Genomic DNA, 17,445 nt, shown 5'->3' with positions numbered 1-17,445 from the left:
TCAGCGCTTGACGCGTAAATCGGCGAAAAACGCTTTGTCCCCCGCCACCCGATCCGAGGCCTTGGGCCCGTTCGCGGCCTGGCCGTCCTGCCCGTCCAGATACCAATAGCAATGCTTTACCGCCCGGGTGATGCCGACATAGGCCAGCCGCAGGATCTCGTCCTTCTGCGCCTTGTCGTAGGCCTCGGCATCGCCATCCTCCCCGAGCCCGGCCATGCGATAGACCTGGTTCTTGTAGGGTGAACGGGTCAGATGCAGGCAGTCGCCCAACAGGAACACCACATCGGCCTGCAGCCCCTTGGCGCTGTGATAGGTCAGTTGCTTGAGCCGTCGCTGCTCGAAAGGCAAGCTAGAATCAACATTAACTACAGAAGAAATATGCTCATTAATCAGTAACTTATCGCTACTTTTTCGAAACAGCATCAAGATGCTTTCGCCACGCCGGTAGTGCTCTTCCAAACGTTTGGCCAAACCGGCATCGTCCCGATCCAGCACATTGACCGGCCACAGTTCCTTTGGTTCGCCGCTGGCCTTGGCCTTTTTCCCGGCAATCGCCGGTGCCGCGCGGACAATATGCTCGGCCGCATCGATGATGTGCTGATGACTGCGATAGTTGTCACTGAGCATGACCCGGGTGGTCGCCGGTGACGGGAATTGCTTGCCGAATTCCATGAAGTACTTGGGCGAACTCCCCCGCCAGCCATAAATCGACTGCCAGTCATCGCCGACGCACAACAGCGATGAATGCCGGGCCGCGCGACCGACCTGCATCGCCGGGCCACGGCGGCGGATCTCCCGCAGGCTGGCCCGCAACCAGGAGACGATCTGCGGTGAAACGTCCTGGAACTCGTCGATCATCAGGTGCGACAACGGACGCAATAGCTCGTCACTGAGCAGCGCCTGGTTTTCCGGGGTGTTTTCGCCGAACAGCGAGAACATGCGGTTATAGGTCATGATCGGTGGCGACTGGGCCAGCAGATGGGTTTCGAGGGCCTTCCAGAACAGGCTCAGGGCTTCGAAGAAGAAGCGGTCCGGATCGTCCTGGGCGAAACTCATCCGCGCGACGGCGGCCGGCACATCCAGACCCAGGTTTTCGATAAAACCGGCGGCCATCACAAAACAGTCGAGCAGCGGTGCGGACGCCAGTTCACCCTTGACCTTGTAATCGAAGCCGGGACCGGCGGTGGCATTACCCGCCAGGGACGACAAAACGCATTTAGCTGACTCGTAACTATCCAACCATATCAATGGCTTACGGCAGAAAGCTTGAAACAAGGTGCGTTTTACCGCCCATTCGGCGCGCACCGTGAGCTTGGATCCGGGACGGCTGATCTGCGGACTTTCCCGCGGATCGAAGCCAAGTACCACCCAAGCCTCCAGCTCGGCAATGTAACCATGGCAATGGAACGGCGAACCGTTGATCTCGATGACCTCACGGTCCGGTTCAATCCCGGGAATCGGCCAGGCATCCGCGCGAAACCACAGGTCCTCCAGGGTGTCGCACAGCTCCTCGTCGCGTTTGGACGCCAGCTCGGTGACTGCCATGCGCTTGCGCACATCCGGGTGGTCCTGGTCCAGCTCACGCAGTTGCAGAGCCTGCTTGTAGAGCGGCACCAGCACTTCGCGAAAACGCGGATTATCGGTGTGCAAACGTTGATAGCAGGCATTCAACTGCTGGCGCTGGGCGTCGTTGATCCGCAGGTCGAACGGGTTGCTGTCGGCGCCTTCCTCGGCGAACAGGCTACGCTCACTGAGGTTCTCGAACGCCTGCAACTGACCGAAGCCCGGCAGGCTGCGGACCATGGGCAGGATCCGCGAGTGAAAGGTGCGTACCACCTCACGGGCATCCCGAGGGCTGAGCACATGCCCCCAGAGACCCATGACCTCCACCAGCTTGGCCATGAAGTCCTTGCGCGACTCACGGGTAAAGGTCACCACGGTCATCGCGTCCAGTTCAAAGCCCAGGTAGTGGGTCAGCAGCAGGATGCGCAGCACCAGCGAAGTCGACTTGCCGGCACCGGCACCAGCGATCACCGACGTCGAGGGTGTGTCACTGAAGATCATTTTCCATTGCGCCGCACTGGGCTGCGACTGGGCAGGCAGGAGCCGAGCCACATCGGCCTTGATCCGCTTCTTCAATTCCGCCGTCAGCGGCAGGCGCCAATCGTCGAACAGATGGTCGTCGACCCCGGGTGCGCGATGTTCTACCGGACGCGTATCGCGGATCAGCAGGACCTGGCGTCCCTCCTCCAGGCCGTCGCGTCGCCCCTCCTCATAACCGTACTCGAGGCCGGCGCCATGGCCGCTACGAAAGCCGTCAGCCTGGCCCTGCAACCAGGACGCCACGTGCTGGGCGCGCAAACGACTCAGGCCGCCGCCCAGCAACTTGGCCAGCAAGCGCTTGAACAGGGGCAATTGAGCCAGGGAGGAAAGTTCGGCAGGCGGTTCGGGTGTCGGTGATGGCACGCTGACTCCAGGTAGGCGACGGTCTGGGCGAAAGGCCTATGGTCGCTCCATTACGTCCCGAGTTCTAGTCAATTGCTTTTCGATCAGCCATTTAGGCGACGAATTGAAAGTCCAGAGAGAACTCAAACAATCGAATAAACAGATTGATTTAAGGCATTTTTTACGCTTTTTATCGATATCTATTTAATAGATGATCGCTGCCATCAACCACCGGTTACCGTCCTGCCCCGGCTCCTGCCGGCCCATGACGAACCTGAACAGGAGAAGACTCATGCTGCAACTTCGACCCTTCAAGACCCTGGGCGGCGCTCATCATGGCTGGCTGGATGCGCACCACCATTTTTCGTTCGCCGAATACCATGATCCGCAACGCATGAACTGGGGCAACCTGCGGGTCTGGAACGACGACGTGATCGCACCCGGCACCGGTTTTCCGAAGCACCCGCACCGGGACATGGAAATCATCACCTATGTCCGTGAAGGCGCCATCAGCCACGAAGACAACCTGGGCAACAAGGGCCGTACCGAAGCCGGTGATGTGCAGGTCATGAGTGCCGGGACCGGGATCGCCCACAGCGAGTACAACCTGGAATCGACGCCGACCAAGATCTTCCAGATCTGGGTGATTCCCAACGAGGCCGGCTCGCCCCCGTCCTGGGGCGCCAAGCCGTTTCCCAAGGGTGAACGTGGCGAAGGTTTCGTTACCCTGGCCAGCGGCAAGAGCGGCGACGACCAGAGCCTGCGGATTCGCGCCGATGCCCGCCTGGTGGCGGCCAATCTGAAGGCTGGGGAAAGTGCCGAGTATCGCCTGGACAGCGGTCGTCGGGCCTATCTGGTGCCGGCCACGGGGGTGATCGAGGTCAATGGCCTGCGTGCCGAAGCCCGCGACGGGGTGGCGGTGGCCGACGAGCAGGTGCTGCGGGTGACCGCCGTGCAGGACAGCGAAATCATCCTGGTGGACCTGGCCTGATTCGCTGATCGGCAAAACCAAAAAGGGGTGAACGACAATCGTCGTTCACCCCTTTTTTACGCTGCAAACGCAATCAACTGTGAGCTGGCTTGCCAGCGATAGCGATGTAGCATTCACCACCGCTATCGCCAGCAAGCCGGCTCCTACAGAAACCGTGTTCAGCTCGGTGAAATCGCCCCATCCACCAGCACCTGGGCTTCTTCCACCAGGCGCTTGAGGTGATCGTCACCGATAAAGCTCTCGGCGTAGATCTTGTAGATATCCTCGGTGCCCGAAGGACGCGCGGCGAACCAGCCGTTCTCGGTCATCACCTTCAACCCGCCAATGGCCTGGTCGTTACCCGGCGCATGGCTGAGGATGCGCTGGATCGCCTCGCCCGCCAGTTGCGTGGAGGTCACCTGCTCAGGTGCCAGCTTGCTCAGCAGGGCCTTCTGCGCCGGGGTCGCCTTGGCATCGACCCGCACGGAGAACGGCTCGCCCAGTTCATCGGTCAGGCCGCGATAGATCTGGCTCGGATCACGCCCGGTGCGCGCGGTCATTTCCGCCGCCAGCAAGGCCGGGATCAGGCCGTCCTTGTCAGTGGTCCAGACACTGCCGTCCTTGCGCAGGAACGACGCCCCCGCACTCTCCTCGCCACCAAAGCCGAGGGAACCGTCGAACAGGCCGTCGGCGAACCACTTGAAGCCCACCGGCACTTCGTACAGGCGCCGGCCCAGGCGTGCCGCAACCCGATCGATCAGGCCACTGCTGACCACGGTCTTGCCAACCGCAGCATCCGCGCGCCACTGCGGACGGTTCTGGAACAGGTAGTCGATGGACACCGCCAGGTAGTTGTTCGGCGCCAACAGGCCGCCGGACGGGGTGACGATGCCGTGACGGTCATGGTCAGGGTCGCAGGCAAAGGCCACGTCGAAGCGTTCTTTCAAACCGATCAGGCCCTGCATCGCATGGCTGGAGGATGGGTCCATGCGGATCTTGCCGTCCCAGTCCACGCACATGAAGCGGAAGGTCGGGTCGACTTCGGTGTTGACCACTTCCAGGTTCAGTCGATAGTGCTCGGCAATCGCCGACCAGTAGCGCACGCCGGCCCCGCCCAGGGGGTCCACGCCCAGGCGCAGGCCGGAGGAACGGATGGCATCCAGGTCGATGACATTGATCAGATCGGCCACGTAGGTGTTGAGGTAGTCGTGGCGATGGGTGGTGCTGGCCTTGAGCGCCTGCTCGTAGCTCACACGCTTCACACCGGCCAGGCGGTTGGCGAGCAGTTCGTTGGCCTTGGCCTCGATCCACTTGGTGACATGGGTATCGGCCGGGCCGCCATTGGGCGGGTTGTATTTGAAGCCGCCGCTTTCCGGTGGGTTATGGGACGGGGTGATGACCACGCCGTCCGCCAGGCCCGAGGTGCGACCGCGGTTGTAGCAGATGATCGCGTGAGAGACCGCGGGCGTCGGCGTGTACTCGTCGGCGGCGGCGATCATGGTGTCCACGCCATTGGCGGCGAACACTTCCAGGGCGCTGGCGCCGGCCGGCGTGGACAACGCATGGGTGTCGATGCCGACAAACAGCGGACCGTCGATCCCCTGGGCCTGGCGGTACAGGCAGATGGCCTGGCTGATGGCCAGGACATGCCACTCGTTGAAACTCAGCTCGAGCGAAGTGCCACGATGCCCGGAGGTGCCGAAGGCCACACGCTGGGTGGAGATCGCCGCATCGGGCTGGCCGGTGTAATAGGCCGATACCAGTCGCGGGATATCAACCAGCAACTGTGCCGGTGCCGGCTTGCCCGCAAAAGGACTGAGTGTCATGCAAAACCTCTGGAGATGGATGGTACGGGGGAAGACGCGCAGTTTACTGGCAGTTCGACACTGACGTTAAGGGTTCTATCCGTTGGCGCGAAGATTTTCCATGGGAAACGCGCTCCCCCGTGAGAGGAAGCGCGTCTCTTGATCAGCGCAAATGATGCGGCGCGTTAGCGCGCCCGTGCTTTCATTTCGCCAAGGGCGGCGACCTGATGATTTTTCAGGTCATAGCGCAGTCCTGCAATCAAGTCGGAGATGGCCCGACTGCTGTCAAGCTTCGATGCCTGGATTCCGGTGACCATAAGGTCGATCCGTTCGGATTTTCGGTCGAAGACTCTGACCGTCAACGACTCGTCCGCCCCCAGGCTGCATTGGCAGCGCGTGGGCAGGAAACTGCTCTCGATGATGTTGCGTAACTCCAACGTGGACAATACTTGCATGGCGACTCTCTCCTTTATGTGAGACGGCCAGGTCTTTGGCAGAACAGCCAGGGTTAGCCATTCACATCTGCGTTTCAAGCGGGCGCCCGGTCCAGCCATGGAGGACGACACCGATATTCAGATTAGGCCTTTTCACACAGCTCGTTAAGGTTATTCGTCCGACAATCCGACACAATGACCCTGCACTCAGCGTGCCGAAACAAGATGAATTATTGTTTGTTGGAAAAATCAATGCGTTAAGGCGCTAATAGACCCGCGCGTCCATGCAAAATGCATCAAATGCCTTCTAGGATCGTGCCGTTTGCCGGTATCGTGGCAAACGCCCCTGGCCTGGACCGGCATCCAGCGCCAGTGTCATTAGGCACCGTGCCGCCACCGCATCCATCAAACGAGGGAGTACCCCCTCATGACAGGGCAACGAGAGCTCATGAATTCGACGACTATCGCCGCAACCTTCCTGCTGGCGCTAACCACCACCGGCGTGTTCGCCGCCGACAAAGCCGACCTGGCCCCCTTCCCCAAGGCCGAAGACGGATTCACCCGCTCGGTCATTCGCGTGCCGAAGATGACCAAGGACTCCGACCATCGGGTCGAGATCATCGCCGGCAAGGTCATGCCCGTCGATTGCAACACCAAGCGCCTGGGCGGCAACCTGGACGAGAAAAACCTCGAGGGCTGGAGCTACTCCTATTACCGCCTGGAGAAAGTCACCGGGCCGATGTCCACCCTGATGGCCTGCCCGCCCGGCAGCAAGACGAAAAAAGACTTCGTCCCGGTGATCGGCGAAGGCTACATGCTACGTTACAACAGCAAGCTGCCCCTGGTGATCTACGCGCCCGATGACCTCGAGATCCGTTATCGGATCTGGACACCGTCCAAGCTGATCAAGCCCGCCAGCCCCGAATAAACCGTTCTGGCTCACGCAGCCCCGCCCAGGGCTGCGCGTTCGGCAACGTGGCGCAAACTGTCGAAGTTGATATTGGCCCCCGAGTTGACCGCCACCAGGGTCTGGCCGCGCAGCCCATGGGCCGCCACGTACTGCTTGATGCCCGCCACCGCCAGCGCACCGGAAGGTTCGGTGATGGAGCGGGTATCGTCATAGATGTCCTTGATCGCGCTGCACAGCTGGTCGTCGCTGACGGTGATGACCTCATCGACATACTCACGACAGATTTCAAAACCATACGCCCCGATCTGCGCCACGGCCACGCCGTCGGCAAAAGTCCCGACCTTGGGCAACACCACCCGCTCCCCCGCCCTTAGCGCCGCCTGCAGGCAATTGGAGTGCTCCGACTCCACGCCGATGATGCGCACCTCCGGCCGCAGGTATTTGACGTAGGCGGCGATGCCGGCGATCAACCCGCCGCCGCCGACCGGAACGAAGATCGCATCCAGCGACCCGGGATGCTGGTTGAGCAACTCCATGGCCACGGTACCCTGCCCGGCGATCACATCCGGGTCATCGAATGGCGAGACAAAGGTGTAGCCACGCTCCCCGGCCAGTTGCAGGGCATGGGCCAGGGCAAACGGAAAGCTCTCCCCGTGCAGCACGGCCGTGGCTTCACGACTGCGCACGCCCTGCACTTTCAGTTCCGGTGTGCGGGTGGGCATGACGATGGTCGCCTGGATCCCCAGGGTTCGCGCCGCCAGGGCCACGCCCTGGGCGTGGTTGCCCGCCGAGGCCGTGATCACGCCGCAGCGTCGCTGGGCCTCGCTGAGCTGGACCAGCTTGTTATAGGCCCCACGGATCTTGAAGGAGAACGTCGGCTGCAGGTCCTCGCGCTTGAGCAGGATCTGATTGCCCAGGGCCAGGGATAACGCCGGGGCCACTTGCAACGGGGTACGAATCGCCAGGTCGTAGACCGGCGCGGCAAGGATCTTGCGCACATAGTCGCCAAGCAAATGGCTATGGGTGGCAGGTTCCTGACTGAGGGTAGCGGTGCTGGGCATGGCGGTCTCCGGGTGATCGTTTGGCCTCGGAGACAGAAACAAAAAACCCGCCTCGGAGGCGGGTTTGGGTAACAGATACAGGTCAGCCCGCCAGATAAGGAATGGCGGTAATAATGCTTGGCTGAGAAAAGCGCTGTACGGAAGTCATGTGTCGACGTTATCCGGGCACCACGGCCAAGTCAATGCCCGGATGCATCGATTACCAGGCCTGGCCACGGCGCTTGAGCTCCAGACGCCGGACGAACTCCTCGAGCACCAGGCCGTACAGGTCATCCTGCAGATAGGCGTCCTCGGTACCGGCGTCCATGTTCGGGTTGTCGTTGACCTCGATCACCACCACCTTGTCGCCGGACTGCTTGAGGTCGACACCGTAGAGCCCGTCGCCGATCAGGTTGGCGGTCTTGACCGCCAGCTCCACCACCGCCCGTGGTGCTTCGTGAACCGCCAGGGTGCGGCATTCGCCGTTGATGTCCTGGCCCTTGGCCTTGTGGTTGTAGATCTGCCAATGGCCCTTGGACATGAAGTACTGGCAGGCGAAGATCGGCTTGCGATTGAGGACACCGATGCGCCAGTCGTATTCGGTGTAGAAGAACTCCTGGGCCAGCAGCAGGACCGAGTGTTCGAACAACTCGGCGGTGGCCTCCAGCAACGCCTGCTGGCTTTCGACCTTGATCACGCCACGGGAGAAACAACCGTCGGGGATTTTCAGCACCAGGGGGAAACCCAGCCGATCGCCGACCCGTTCGAAATCTTCCGGTCGTTCCTTGTAGAGAATCTCGGTGGCGGGCATGCCCAGCTTGTGGCTCTTGAGCAGGTCGGTCAGGTAGACCTTGTTGGTACAACGCAGGATCGAGGTCGGATCATCCATCACCACCAGGCCTTCGCTTTCGGCTTTCTTGGCGAAGCGGTAGGTGTGGTTGTCGACGCTGGTGGTCTCGCGGATCAGCAAGGCGTCGTACTCGGCGATACGCGAATAATCCTTTTTCTCGATCAGTTCGACATCGATGCCCAGGCCCTTGCCGACCCGGATAAAGTTCTCCAGTGCCTTGGCATTGGACGGCGGCAGCGCCTCCTGGGGATCATGCAACACCGCCAGGTCATAACGGGCCAGGCGCCGCGAACGGGGCACGCGCCAGATCTTGCGACTGAAACTGTCCAGGGACTGGGCAAAGTGATCTTCCTGATCTTCGCGCAACTTGTGCAAGGTGCCCGACTTGACCCCTTCGATATGCCAGGCGTTGGTCTTTTTAAACTCGACCAACAATATCGGACAGGGAAAAACTTCAAATAACTGACGCGCCAGATCCTGTAATGGTTCAATCACCGTACTGCCAAAATACAAGGTCAGGGTAAAGCCTTCGGTGCCTTGGTAAAGTTGATGGCCCAGGGCTTTATCGAGGGTTTTGTCGAGATCGTCCAGGGCCAGGCCGTACAGCGCCTTGCGGGTCAATTCGCTGATGGTGCGCACCGACGGAATGACCTTGTGCCCTCTCGCCTCGGCCAGCAACGAGCAGTAATAGCCGTGGCCCAGATACTTGTAGCTGCGGCACAGGTTGATCACCTGGACACGCTTGCCAGGCTCATTGCCCCGGGTCTGCTCAAGGTACTCCTGGGCCGTGACGATGTCTTCGCTGGGAAAATAAGAAGCCCAGTCTTCCTTGCGCTCCACGATAATAACCAACTGACTGCCGGGACTTGTTGAACTTGACAAAATACTTGTCGTGGTTATTGCTGTCAGTGCAGTTTGCTCGGATACTTCGCGCCAATGACCTTGTACCGCTGACATAAAAACCGACCCCATGGAAAACAAGACACTTCCTATTAAGCACGAAGTTTTTTGAAAGTCCCGTTTCGTTACACAACTTTTACGGTGGTTATATGGATCTTGTCTTTCGCATTGCCACGACCGATGATTTGCCCGCCTTGCTGGAACTGGAAGAGCACTGTTTCACCACCGACCGGCTGACCGCCCGCAGCTTCCAGTGGATGGTCAGCCGTGCCCATGCGCAACTGATGGTCGCCCAGCAAGCGGACGGTCGACTGGCCGGCTATGCCCTGGTGCTGTTTCATCGCGGTACCTCCCTGGCGCGCCTGTACTCCATCGCCATCGCTCCCCACGCTCGCGGCACCGGACTGGGCAAGGCACTGCTGCAACGTAGCGAAGCCTGCGCCCTGGAGCATGACTGCGCCTACCTGCGCCTGGAAGTACGCAGCGACAACGCCGCCGCCATCGCCCTTTACGAACGCAACGGCTATCGCCGCTTCGGGCGGATCAGCGATTACTACGAGGACCACGCAGACGCCCTGCGCCTGGAAAAACGTATTCTCGAACACCGCGACAGCCGCGACCTGCAGGTTCCCTACTACGCCCAGACCACCGAGTTCACCTGTGGACCGGCCTGCCTGCTGATGGCCATGGGCGCGTTGCAGCCCGGGCGCAGTACCTCGCGTCGGGAAGAGGTGCAGATCTGGCGCGAGGCGACCACGGTGTTCATGACCTCCGGCCACGGCGGTTGCAGCCCCCAGGGCCTGGCATTGGCCGCCTGGCGCCGAGGTTTCGCGGTGCGCCTGCAAGTGAGCATCAGGGGGCCGCTACTGCTCAACGGTGTGCGCAACGAACATAAAAAAGACGTCATGCGCCTGGTCCACGAGGGCTTTGAAAGCGAGTTGGCGTCAACCGATGTCGAGCAGGTGTTCGGCGGCCCGCTGGACCTGCCACGCCTGCTGGCCGCAGCGGGACAACCGCTGGTGCTGATCAGCAGCTACCGTCTGACCCGCTCCAAGGCCCCGCATTGGGTGATCGTCACCGACTGTGATGAAGAATTCGTCTATCTGCACGACCCGGATGTCGATCACAGCCAGCATCGCCAGCCATTGGACTGCCAGCATCTGCCGGTCAGTCATGCCGAGTTCGACAAGATGAGCGCCTTCGGCAGCAGCAAGCTGCGGGCGGCGGTGATTGTCTATCGAAGAGAGCAGCAATAAGCTGGGAGCGATACTCAGCGTTGCATATTCGGATCGCTGCGGGTACCGGGACTGATTGGCACCGCCATCGGTGCCGACTGATCGCGCGGATAGCCATTCTGGATCGCGCCGTTTTCAATGGTCGCAGGCCGTGGCGTCGGCAACGTACTCGGACCGCGCAAGGGCGGTGCGCTGGACACCGAACCCTGGCGACTGTTTGGATTGGCGCGGCGAATCGGGCTGTTGTAGGGGTTGTCGCTGTTGGGCAGGTTTTGCGCCAGCAACCGCGGCGCGCCCTGGGGAGTACCTTCGGCAGGAAGGGCAACGACCAGAAGCCCGACGACCAGCAAGGCTATCGGAGCGAAGACCAGTCTGTTCATGACGCCTCTCTTCAAGGGTGAGTTCGTTATGGGGGTTGGACAACGCCTCGCCCCATAATATACCCGCAACCGCCTCGAATTCAGTGCCGCCGTGGCACAGCCGGCCGCCTTACTGTCGGCCCAGCCCTGCCAGCAGGCCACTCAGCGCCTGGGGCGCCAGTTGCAATTTGGTCCCGCGTTGCGCCGCCTGCTCGATATCCGGGATCAGCAGGCTGGTATGGACGTCACTGTCATAGAGCATCAGATCCTCGCCGCTGTGTTGCAACACCAGCCGCTCGGAATCGGCACTGATAACCGCATCACGGCTCTGCGCGTCAATGACGATCTGTCGATAATGGCTAAGCAACCCACGACCCAGTGGGTAGTGATGCACGCCATGGCTGTGGCCGGAAACCATCAGGCACTCGGCCTCCTCCAGGACCGGCAACGGCTCGCCGTACGCCGGACTGCTGTGATCGAGCTGCAGGATCAGGTTGCCTTTGGACAAATGGACAAAACTGTAGCGCCCTACCGGCGTCGCCTGCAGATTGTCCAGGCACCACAATTGCCCACTGTCTTCATCATGGATATAACCGCCCGCCTGGCCTGCGGCCTTGCCCAGGTAAGTCAACTGATGGTCTGCCTGCGGACCTTGGGCACAGAGCAGCTCCGCGCTGTCCGGCAGATACCAGCCGGGGGCCTGGCCCGGCTCGGTCAGCAATCGCACGGCCGGCGGCAGATCGTAATGCTGGCGCAACGCCGCGATTCGCTCGCTGACTTGCGCGAGCTCTTGATGTGCCTTGATCCGCAGCGCAATCAGAACCGCCCGCTCCGTCAGGGTGGCGGCAACCGGCAGCAGGACCATGACCCCGTCGCTGCTTTCCAGGTGCAACCGGGTCCCTTGCCGCTGCCCCCTGATCCACCGCTGCGGCGCCTGCCAGGCCATCGCATCGGGGGCCGCTGGTGACGGGAGCAACTGCTCGTCGAATGCCAACCCGGTCTTGGCCGGGAGCAGGGCCTGGCGATAGAGCTGTTGGCTCTCGCCATCCAGAATCCAGGCATGGTGGTCATCGGCGGTCAGTCCCAGATAGGTCAGGGCCTGCCGTCCATCAAGATTGCCGCCGCCCTGCACCAGCCGTTGCGCGGCACAGTCATACCAGGCGCCGGTGGTTTTTCCCGCGAGCCCTCCCAGCCCCCATAACGCCAGGTTGTCGAGTCGTGCTGGCGCCGTACTGGCCAGCCGTCCGAGCGCCGTCGCCAGATCTTCCCGGTGGCCGACGACCCAACTGGCAACCACGCCCGCCAGCCGCGCAGCGCCACGGTCCAACAGCCATAGGCATCCCTCCGTCGTCAGGGCCAGCCACGGTGACTGATCGCCGCCCCGGACAGCACTGACCTCGCTGAGGTCCACCGCCGTAGCCAGCATCCCGCTCATGCCTTCATCGGCCTGGAAGTAAGCCCGTCGCGCATGTGGGTCGTAGAAGTAGAAACCCGGCTTGTCACCCCCCGTCGACCCCACCAGCGAAAGGTCCCGCGGCAGGGCCGCGCCCAGATTTGCCCGCACCACACGCGGCGGCTGGTACTCGCTGTTGAAAACCAGCCACTCGCGCTCTGTCGTCTGCCCCAGGCTGGCGGCGCAGGTCACTACTGGCGCGCAGATGGCGCTGACTTGCCGCTCGGTCATCCGTTTTAGCGGATCACGCCAGTGTGCAGCGGCGGATAGCAGGGCCAGACTGTTTTCGCCGGGGTTGAACAGTTGTCCGACCCGATGGATCGCCAGCAGTTTCAGCGAGGCCTCTTCGACCTGATAAATGTGCTCGACGGAGCAGTCCGGCAACAGCTCTTCAATCGCCAGCAGGAGTTGACCATCGCGCTGCACCAGGCTGCTGTGGGTGATGGTTCCGGCAAAGGTCCGCGGCCGGTACTGGACCAGTACCTGTCCCGTGGCGATTGCCACCTGCCAGACATCCGCGTCCCGGTAGAACCAGGCCTTGTCTTCGACGATACCGCCCAACTGCGCCTGGCCGAGAAACTCGCTGGCCTGCGGATAATCGGTGTAGATAAAACGGTCCTGGCTCACCTGATAGAACGCCCTGCCGGTGTCCTGCCTGGCCGGGCGATAATGATCAACCGTCACGAAGGGTTGGCTGTGGGGTGAATGGCTGGTCAACTGCTTGAGATGCGCATGCAGGGCCTGCCAATCCGCGAGTACACTGCCATCGGCCTCCAACAGGCTCAGTTGCTGGTTCTCCCGGTCGACGGTAAACAGTTCGCCACTGGCGTCGATCAACGAAATCTCGCCACAGTTCTCCGCCAGGGTTATCACCAGGCTCCCCACCTGCAACTGACTGCCGTCGAGGCGTATCGTGGCCTCCTTCAATTGCCGGGCATCCAATGTCCAACGGCTGTTCGCCGTGCCACTCAGGGAAATCGACACACCGTCCAGCAGACTGAGACGGTAATGACCGCCCTCACCCTCCAATTGATAGGAAAGCTTGCCCTGCAGGATATCCGGCAGCGCGGGCACCAGGATGTCACGGTCCTGGGCGTCCAATAACACCCTGACCGGTGTCTCCACGTACTCCGGTATAATCCGCCGGACAATCCGCTCGCCGGGGAAGGCGTAGAAGTCAAAGTCGAATCGATAGTCTTCCTCGAGCCTGCGCAACACATCAAAACCGTAGTCGTGCCGAGTGGTGGCAAACGGCAGGATCATGTATTCGTAATTGAGGTACGACTTCGGGGTCATGGGTAGCACCAGGATCGCATCGCCGGGGGCGAAGCTGACCTCGGCCTGGCGATAACCGATACCTTCGCGAATATTGATCGCCTGGCTCTTGTCCAGGTTCGCTCCGCGGCCTGGCCACCAGAGGAAGTAGTTGCTCCTGCCGGAGCCGGTCGAGCCCCTAGGGTCGTTGCGGTAAAGGTATTGGCTGCCCAGGGTCAGTTGCTGGCGACGCAGATCCAGTGCGCTGATCACCGCGCCCGGAATGGACTCCATCAGGGGATGCCCGGGGGCCTGGACATCCGCCCCATGACCGGTGCTGTTTTTGCGCTCCACGCGCCGATAGCCGCCCTGGCGATAGGCGCTATCGAGACCGGCAAAATAGCTACCCACCTGGGCGGCCTCCTCGGCCACGGCACTGAAGGCCTGGGCCAGGGCGGTGAAGCCGATACCCAGGCCAGCCACGGGTGCCGCCAGCGCGCCGGCAAAACCCGAAGCGGAGGCGGCACCGACGATACCGGCATTCGCCGCCATCGAAGCGCCAAGACTGAACACGCCGAGGGCCAGTCCGGCGCTATCAAAGGCCAGTTGGGTGGCGAAGACCGCACGCTGGGCTTCATTCTGCGCCTGGGACAACTCGATGACGTCCAGTACCACGCTGCCCAGGTTCAAGAACAGGCCAACGCCGGCATTGAGCCTGGAGAGCGACGACATCACATTGAGGGACTGCGCCTCACTGAAAAACGCCTGGCCCTTGCTGATCGCCAGTGCCGAACGAAACAGGTGCACGACTTTCGCCACATCCATGACCGTGCCATGGACAATCTGCGCCGTATTGAGCCAAGCGTGCACTTGTAGCGAGCAGCCCAATACCCCCGTCAACTCGCCGCCGGCCGCCTCGGTGCGACTCTTGTGGCCAAACCAGGCGAACAGGGTCTGGACCATAAACAGGGCATTGAGCCCATCGGCGGCCTCCCCTTCGGTCGCGTCGACCTGGCCCGCCAAGGGCTCGCCCGCCCCCTCGTGAGCCTGCGCGACCCGGGTCAGTTGCCGGTTGTAGTCCTGCATGAATTCAACCACGCGGCGGTCCGTCAAACGCAGTACCCGGGTCGGTTCTTCAGGATGCGCAACCTGTACGAATTCCAATCGGTACTCGCCGCCCTTGGCAGCTTCCTCCTGCTTCAGGCTGTGCCAGAGCGGCAGCCATTCGCCCGCGGACAGATTATTGTCACGGTACAATTGCTCCATGCCTTGCTGAAAGCCTTGCGCCCGTGTCACCACGCCGAGCCGCTGTTTCTTCAGCTCCAACTGAGCCAGTTTTTCATCCAGCGTCTCCGTCAGCAGCAGGCTCTCGTCATACCCGGTTTTTCCTGGCGCGACCAGCGCCATCCAGGCATCGCCGCTGCGACGCAGAACCATCTTGGTGTCCGTGAGGGTGACGCCCCGTTTGCCGCCCTGCGGGTTGACGATAATCTTCGCCGAATGGGCCGCGACGGAACGTACGGAGAGTTTTTCCCGATCCAGGCCGTGTACGAACGCCTGTATATAGCTGCTGGTTTCTGTCAGCTCGTTATCCACCAGCGCACACCCCACCAGGCTGATATGTTCCGGCGCGACAGCTCGCGCCCGCACCTGCCCGGACAGCAAAGGATGGTCCAGTAACTGCCTGAGGCCTTGCGCCAGTTCGGACGGCAAGTAACCCGCCAGGGTCCGCTGCCCGGCGGCATCGTCACGGCCATGACCCACCGCCTGCAAACGCCAGTGGTTTTTCCCCTGCCGGTTCAATTGGCCGATCCGCGCCAGCAGCGCATCCTGGCCTGGCGCGAAGCGCAACTGGCCCGCGACATCGAGCTGGAGCAACAATGAATCCGAAGGGTGTTTACCGGCCAGATCAATCGCCGCCTGCCTGACCGTCCGATTATCTTCAAGCTGAACGACCAGTTGGTAGTCGAACCGGCTGGTACCCTCGCCTTCGTTGGATACCGCCAGCGCCGGCAGATCCCACTCGCCGACTTCGTCCCGGTTCAGTACGCTGTCATCTTGCGAAAGAGGCTCTCTGTTCTCGTCGTCAGAGGCTGACGCCGACCACTGCTCGACATTCGCCCTCTGCACCGCCTCGGGGTCGTAATAATCCTCGTCACTCCAGCCGACCAATACTTCACCGGGAATAAAACCGACCCGTTTCTCGATATCATGCATCGCAACCACGAAATCGCGAAGACGATTGTTTAATGCTTCGGGTGTACTGGAGGTCGCCACAACATTGCGCAACGCCAACAGATAGGATCGTTTATTGTTACTCAATCGCGCATGCCGGGAAACCTGGTAACCACGCTGTTTGAATCCCTGCTCCTTCGCCTCACTGAAGTCATTGATAATCAGGACCTGCGCACCCTTTTCAACCGCTCGCGTCACATAACGATCGACTTTCTCATAAAACTCTTCAACGCTTAGATAGCTATTACTGAAATGCCCGCTGAGCAGGATCAGATCACCTGGCCCCAGATCGGATCGCGCAAACAACTCCCAACCGTCACCGTTCAGGAACTCGGTGCTGTCGAGATTCCCGCCGTGGAGCCGACTGATAAAAAACAACTTTCTTTCATTGGTGATCAAAGGAAGAAAATTGACCCGGTAATGTTCCTCCGCCGTCAGCAAGGACAGAGGCAAGTGCAACCTGTACTCTGCCGAGGAGACTTGGTTGATGGTGACCGCACTAGTATGCTTGGCCGCATTCTGCATGACATAAAACAACGCGGCGACCCGTGTCCTGGCGGTTAATTGACCAATTTTCGGCACCGCCGGCTCATCAACAATCACCTTGCCATCTTTCAGCGAGATCAATTCAGCCAGACTGTCTTCAAAATAATCCTTTACCGCCTGACGAAGATTGTCCGCCCGATCCTGCCTGACAAACGCCTTGAGCTTTTCCCGCCGTCTTGCTTGTTCCGCCTCTTTTTTGGGTAAAGGGACGTCATCCGGAAAAAGGCGCTCAAAACTCATTGAGAGGTTGTCGTCGAAATCAAAGCCATGCTGGCGGCTGATCGCCAGGAGATCGGACTTGATCTCCTGGACACCCCTGACGACGCCCTGCGGATGGCTGACCACCTCGCTCTGGGTCACCGCGATCAAGGGATTGATATCGTTGACGATGATTTTGCCCTTGAACCCCAGCGCCCTGGCCCAGTTCGAATAAACCCCCGAGCCGGCCATGGGTTCTATCACGCGGGTGACCACAGGTGCAGGGGTACCCTCTGACTGGCGGTGAAGGATATCGGCAATCAGTGCGCCATCCACCTGCTCCAGTTCGGTGGCCACACTGCCCGGCATGCTGAAAAAAGGCAGGCCACGCAGATCAATCCTGAGGTCCATCTGGCTGAGCGCCCGGACCTTTTCCGCGCGTGTTCCACTGCTATCGCGCAGGCGCTCTTTCACCTTGCGCCAGAAATCGGGATCACGTTTGCCGCCGCGGCCCATGCCGGTCACCGGATAAGCGGGATGCCGGGTGTTCCAGTTCGAGGCAGTGGTCAGATAGTCCTCGTAAATAGAACCTTTCAAGCCATAACTACCGTAGTGGTAGCGATCACGCAGCCAGCCACGGAACTCGCTGATCCGGCTTTCCACCTGGGCCGGCGTATAGCCGCTCAAGACCCCTTCCGCACCCGCTACGCCGAGGACCAGGATACGGGCATGACCGTTCATGAGCGCGGGATCGCCAAGCACCGGCGCATAGCCCTGTCCATTCAGTCGAAACCACACCGTGGGCTTGTCG

Annotated in this window: 10 protein-coding genes; 3 read left to right on the top strand and 7 right to left on the bottom strand. The window is 61.0% G+C overall.

Annotated elements, in window-relative coordinates; genetic code table 11:
• Complete coding sequence (locus M5C71_RS01215) at positions 1-2,466, bottom strand: UvrD-helicase domain-containing protein (RefSeq protein WP_103494256.1); 2,466 nt, start codon at positions 2,464-2,466, stop codon at positions 1-3.
• Between the two features lie 271 nt (positions 2,467-2,737).
• On the opposite strand from M5C71_RS01215, the gene M5C71_RS01210 reads away from it, so the two are divergent.
• A complete protein-coding gene (locus M5C71_RS01210; RefSeq protein ID WP_103494255.1) occupies positions 2,738-3,436 on the top strand; it encodes a pirin family protein in 699 nt (232 codons plus the stop codon).
• 158 nt (positions 3,437-3,594) lie between these two features.
• Here the strand turns inward: M5C71_RS01210 and pgm are convergent, their stop codons facing one another.
• Positions 3,595-5,241, bottom strand: coding sequence for a phosphoglucomutase (alpha-D-glucose-1,6-bisphosphate-dependent) (pgm, locus tag M5C71_RS01205; RefSeq protein WP_248767050.1), 1,647 nt, complete (start codon positions 5,239-5,241; stop codon positions 3,595-3,597).
• A gap of 164 nt (positions 5,242-5,405) precedes the next feature.
• Positions 5,406-5,675, bottom strand: coding sequence for a DUF1652 domain-containing protein (locus tag M5C71_RS01200; protein WP_103494253.1), 270 nt, complete (start codon positions 5,673-5,675; stop codon positions 5,406-5,408).
• Between the two features lie 427 nt (positions 5,676-6,102).
• Between M5C71_RS01200 and eco the strand changes: the two genes are divergently transcribed.
• Positions 6,103-6,582: a serine protease inhibitor ecotin gene (gene eco / locus M5C71_RS01195; protein ID WP_103494252.1), complete on the top strand. Its 480-nt coding sequence runs from the start codon at positions 6,103-6,105 to the stop codon at positions 6,580-6,582.
• A gap of 11 nt (positions 6,583-6,593) precedes the next feature.
• On the opposite strand, the gene ilvA is transcribed toward eco, so the two are convergent.
• Complete coding sequence (gene ilvA / locus M5C71_RS01190) at positions 6,594-7,625, bottom strand: threonine ammonia-lyase, biosynthetic (protein ID WP_103494251.1); 1,032 nt, start codon at positions 7,623-7,625, stop codon at positions 6,594-6,596.
• A 199-nt stretch (positions 7,626-7,824) separates the two neighbouring features.
• Positions 7,825-9,411, bottom strand: a complete 1,587-nt coding sequence (locus tag M5C71_RS01185; RefSeq protein WP_103494250.1) for a RimK family protein — start codon at positions 9,409-9,411, stop codon at positions 7,825-7,827.
• Between the two features lie 92 nt (positions 9,412-9,503).
• Between M5C71_RS01185 and M5C71_RS01180 the strand changes: the two genes are divergently transcribed.
• Complete coding sequence (locus M5C71_RS01180) at positions 9,504-10,610, top strand: GNAT family N-acetyltransferase/peptidase C39 family protein (protein ID WP_103494249.1); 1,107 nt, start codon at positions 9,504-9,506, stop codon at positions 10,608-10,610.
• A 14-nt stretch (positions 10,611-10,624) separates the two neighbouring features.
• On the opposite strand, the gene M5C71_RS01175 is transcribed toward M5C71_RS01180, so the two are convergent.
• Entirely contained in the window at positions 10,625-10,969 is a 345-nt protein-coding gene (locus M5C71_RS01175) for a hypothetical protein (RefSeq protein ID WP_103494248.1), read from the bottom strand.
• Positions 10,970-11,078: 109 nt separating this feature from the next.
• Positions 11,079-17,375, bottom strand: a complete 6,297-nt coding sequence (locus tag M5C71_RS01170) for a TcdA/TcdB pore-forming domain-containing protein (protein ID WP_248767049.1) — start codon at positions 17,373-17,375, stop codon at positions 11,079-11,081.
• Positions 17,376-17,445: the final 70 nt, after the last annotated feature.

The organism is Pseudomonas sp. MWU12-2345, from assembly GCF_023242385.1.
GTDB classification, from domain to species: Bacteria; Pseudomonadota; Gammaproteobacteria; order Pseudomonadales; family Pseudomonadaceae; genus Aquipseudomonas; species Aquipseudomonas gingeri_D.
This window is presented reverse-complemented; position numbering and strand designations above follow the sequence as displayed.

Bases quoted from the DNA above. Each gene is read 5' to 3' on its own strand.
- M5C71_RS01210 (WP_103494255.1), top strand. From the start codon at position 2,738: ATGCTGCAACTTCGACCCTTCAAGACCCTGGGCGGCGCTCATCATGGC.
- pgm (WP_248767050.1), bottom strand. From the start codon at position 5,241: ATGACACTCAGTCCTTTTGCGGGCAAGCCGGCACCGGCACAGTTGCTG.
- M5C71_RS01200 (WP_103494253.1), bottom strand. From the start codon at position 5,675: ATGCAAGTATTGTCCACGTTGGAGTTACGCAACATCATCGAGAGCAGT.
- eco (WP_103494252.1), top strand. From the start codon at position 6,103: ATGAATTCGACGACTATCGCCGCAACCTTCCTGCTGGCGCTAACCACC.
- ilvA (WP_103494251.1), bottom strand. From the start codon at position 7,625: ATGCCCAGCACCGCTACCCTCAGTCAGGAACCTGCCACCCATAGCCAT.
- M5C71_RS01185 (WP_103494250.1), bottom strand. From the start codon at position 9,411: ATGTCAGCGGTACAAGGTCATTGGCGCGAAGTATCCGAGCAAACTGCA.
- M5C71_RS01180 (WP_103494249.1), top strand. From the start codon at position 9,504: ATGGATCTTGTCTTTCGCATTGCCACGACCGATGATTTGCCCGCCTTG.
- M5C71_RS01175 (WP_103494248.1), bottom strand. From the start codon at position 10,969: ATGAACAGACTGGTCTTCGCTCCGATAGCCTTGCTGGTCGTCGGGCTT.
- M5C71_RS01170 (WP_248767049.1), bottom strand. From the start codon at position 17,375: ATGAACGGTCATGCCCGTATCCTGGTCCTCGGCGTAGCGGGTGCGGAA.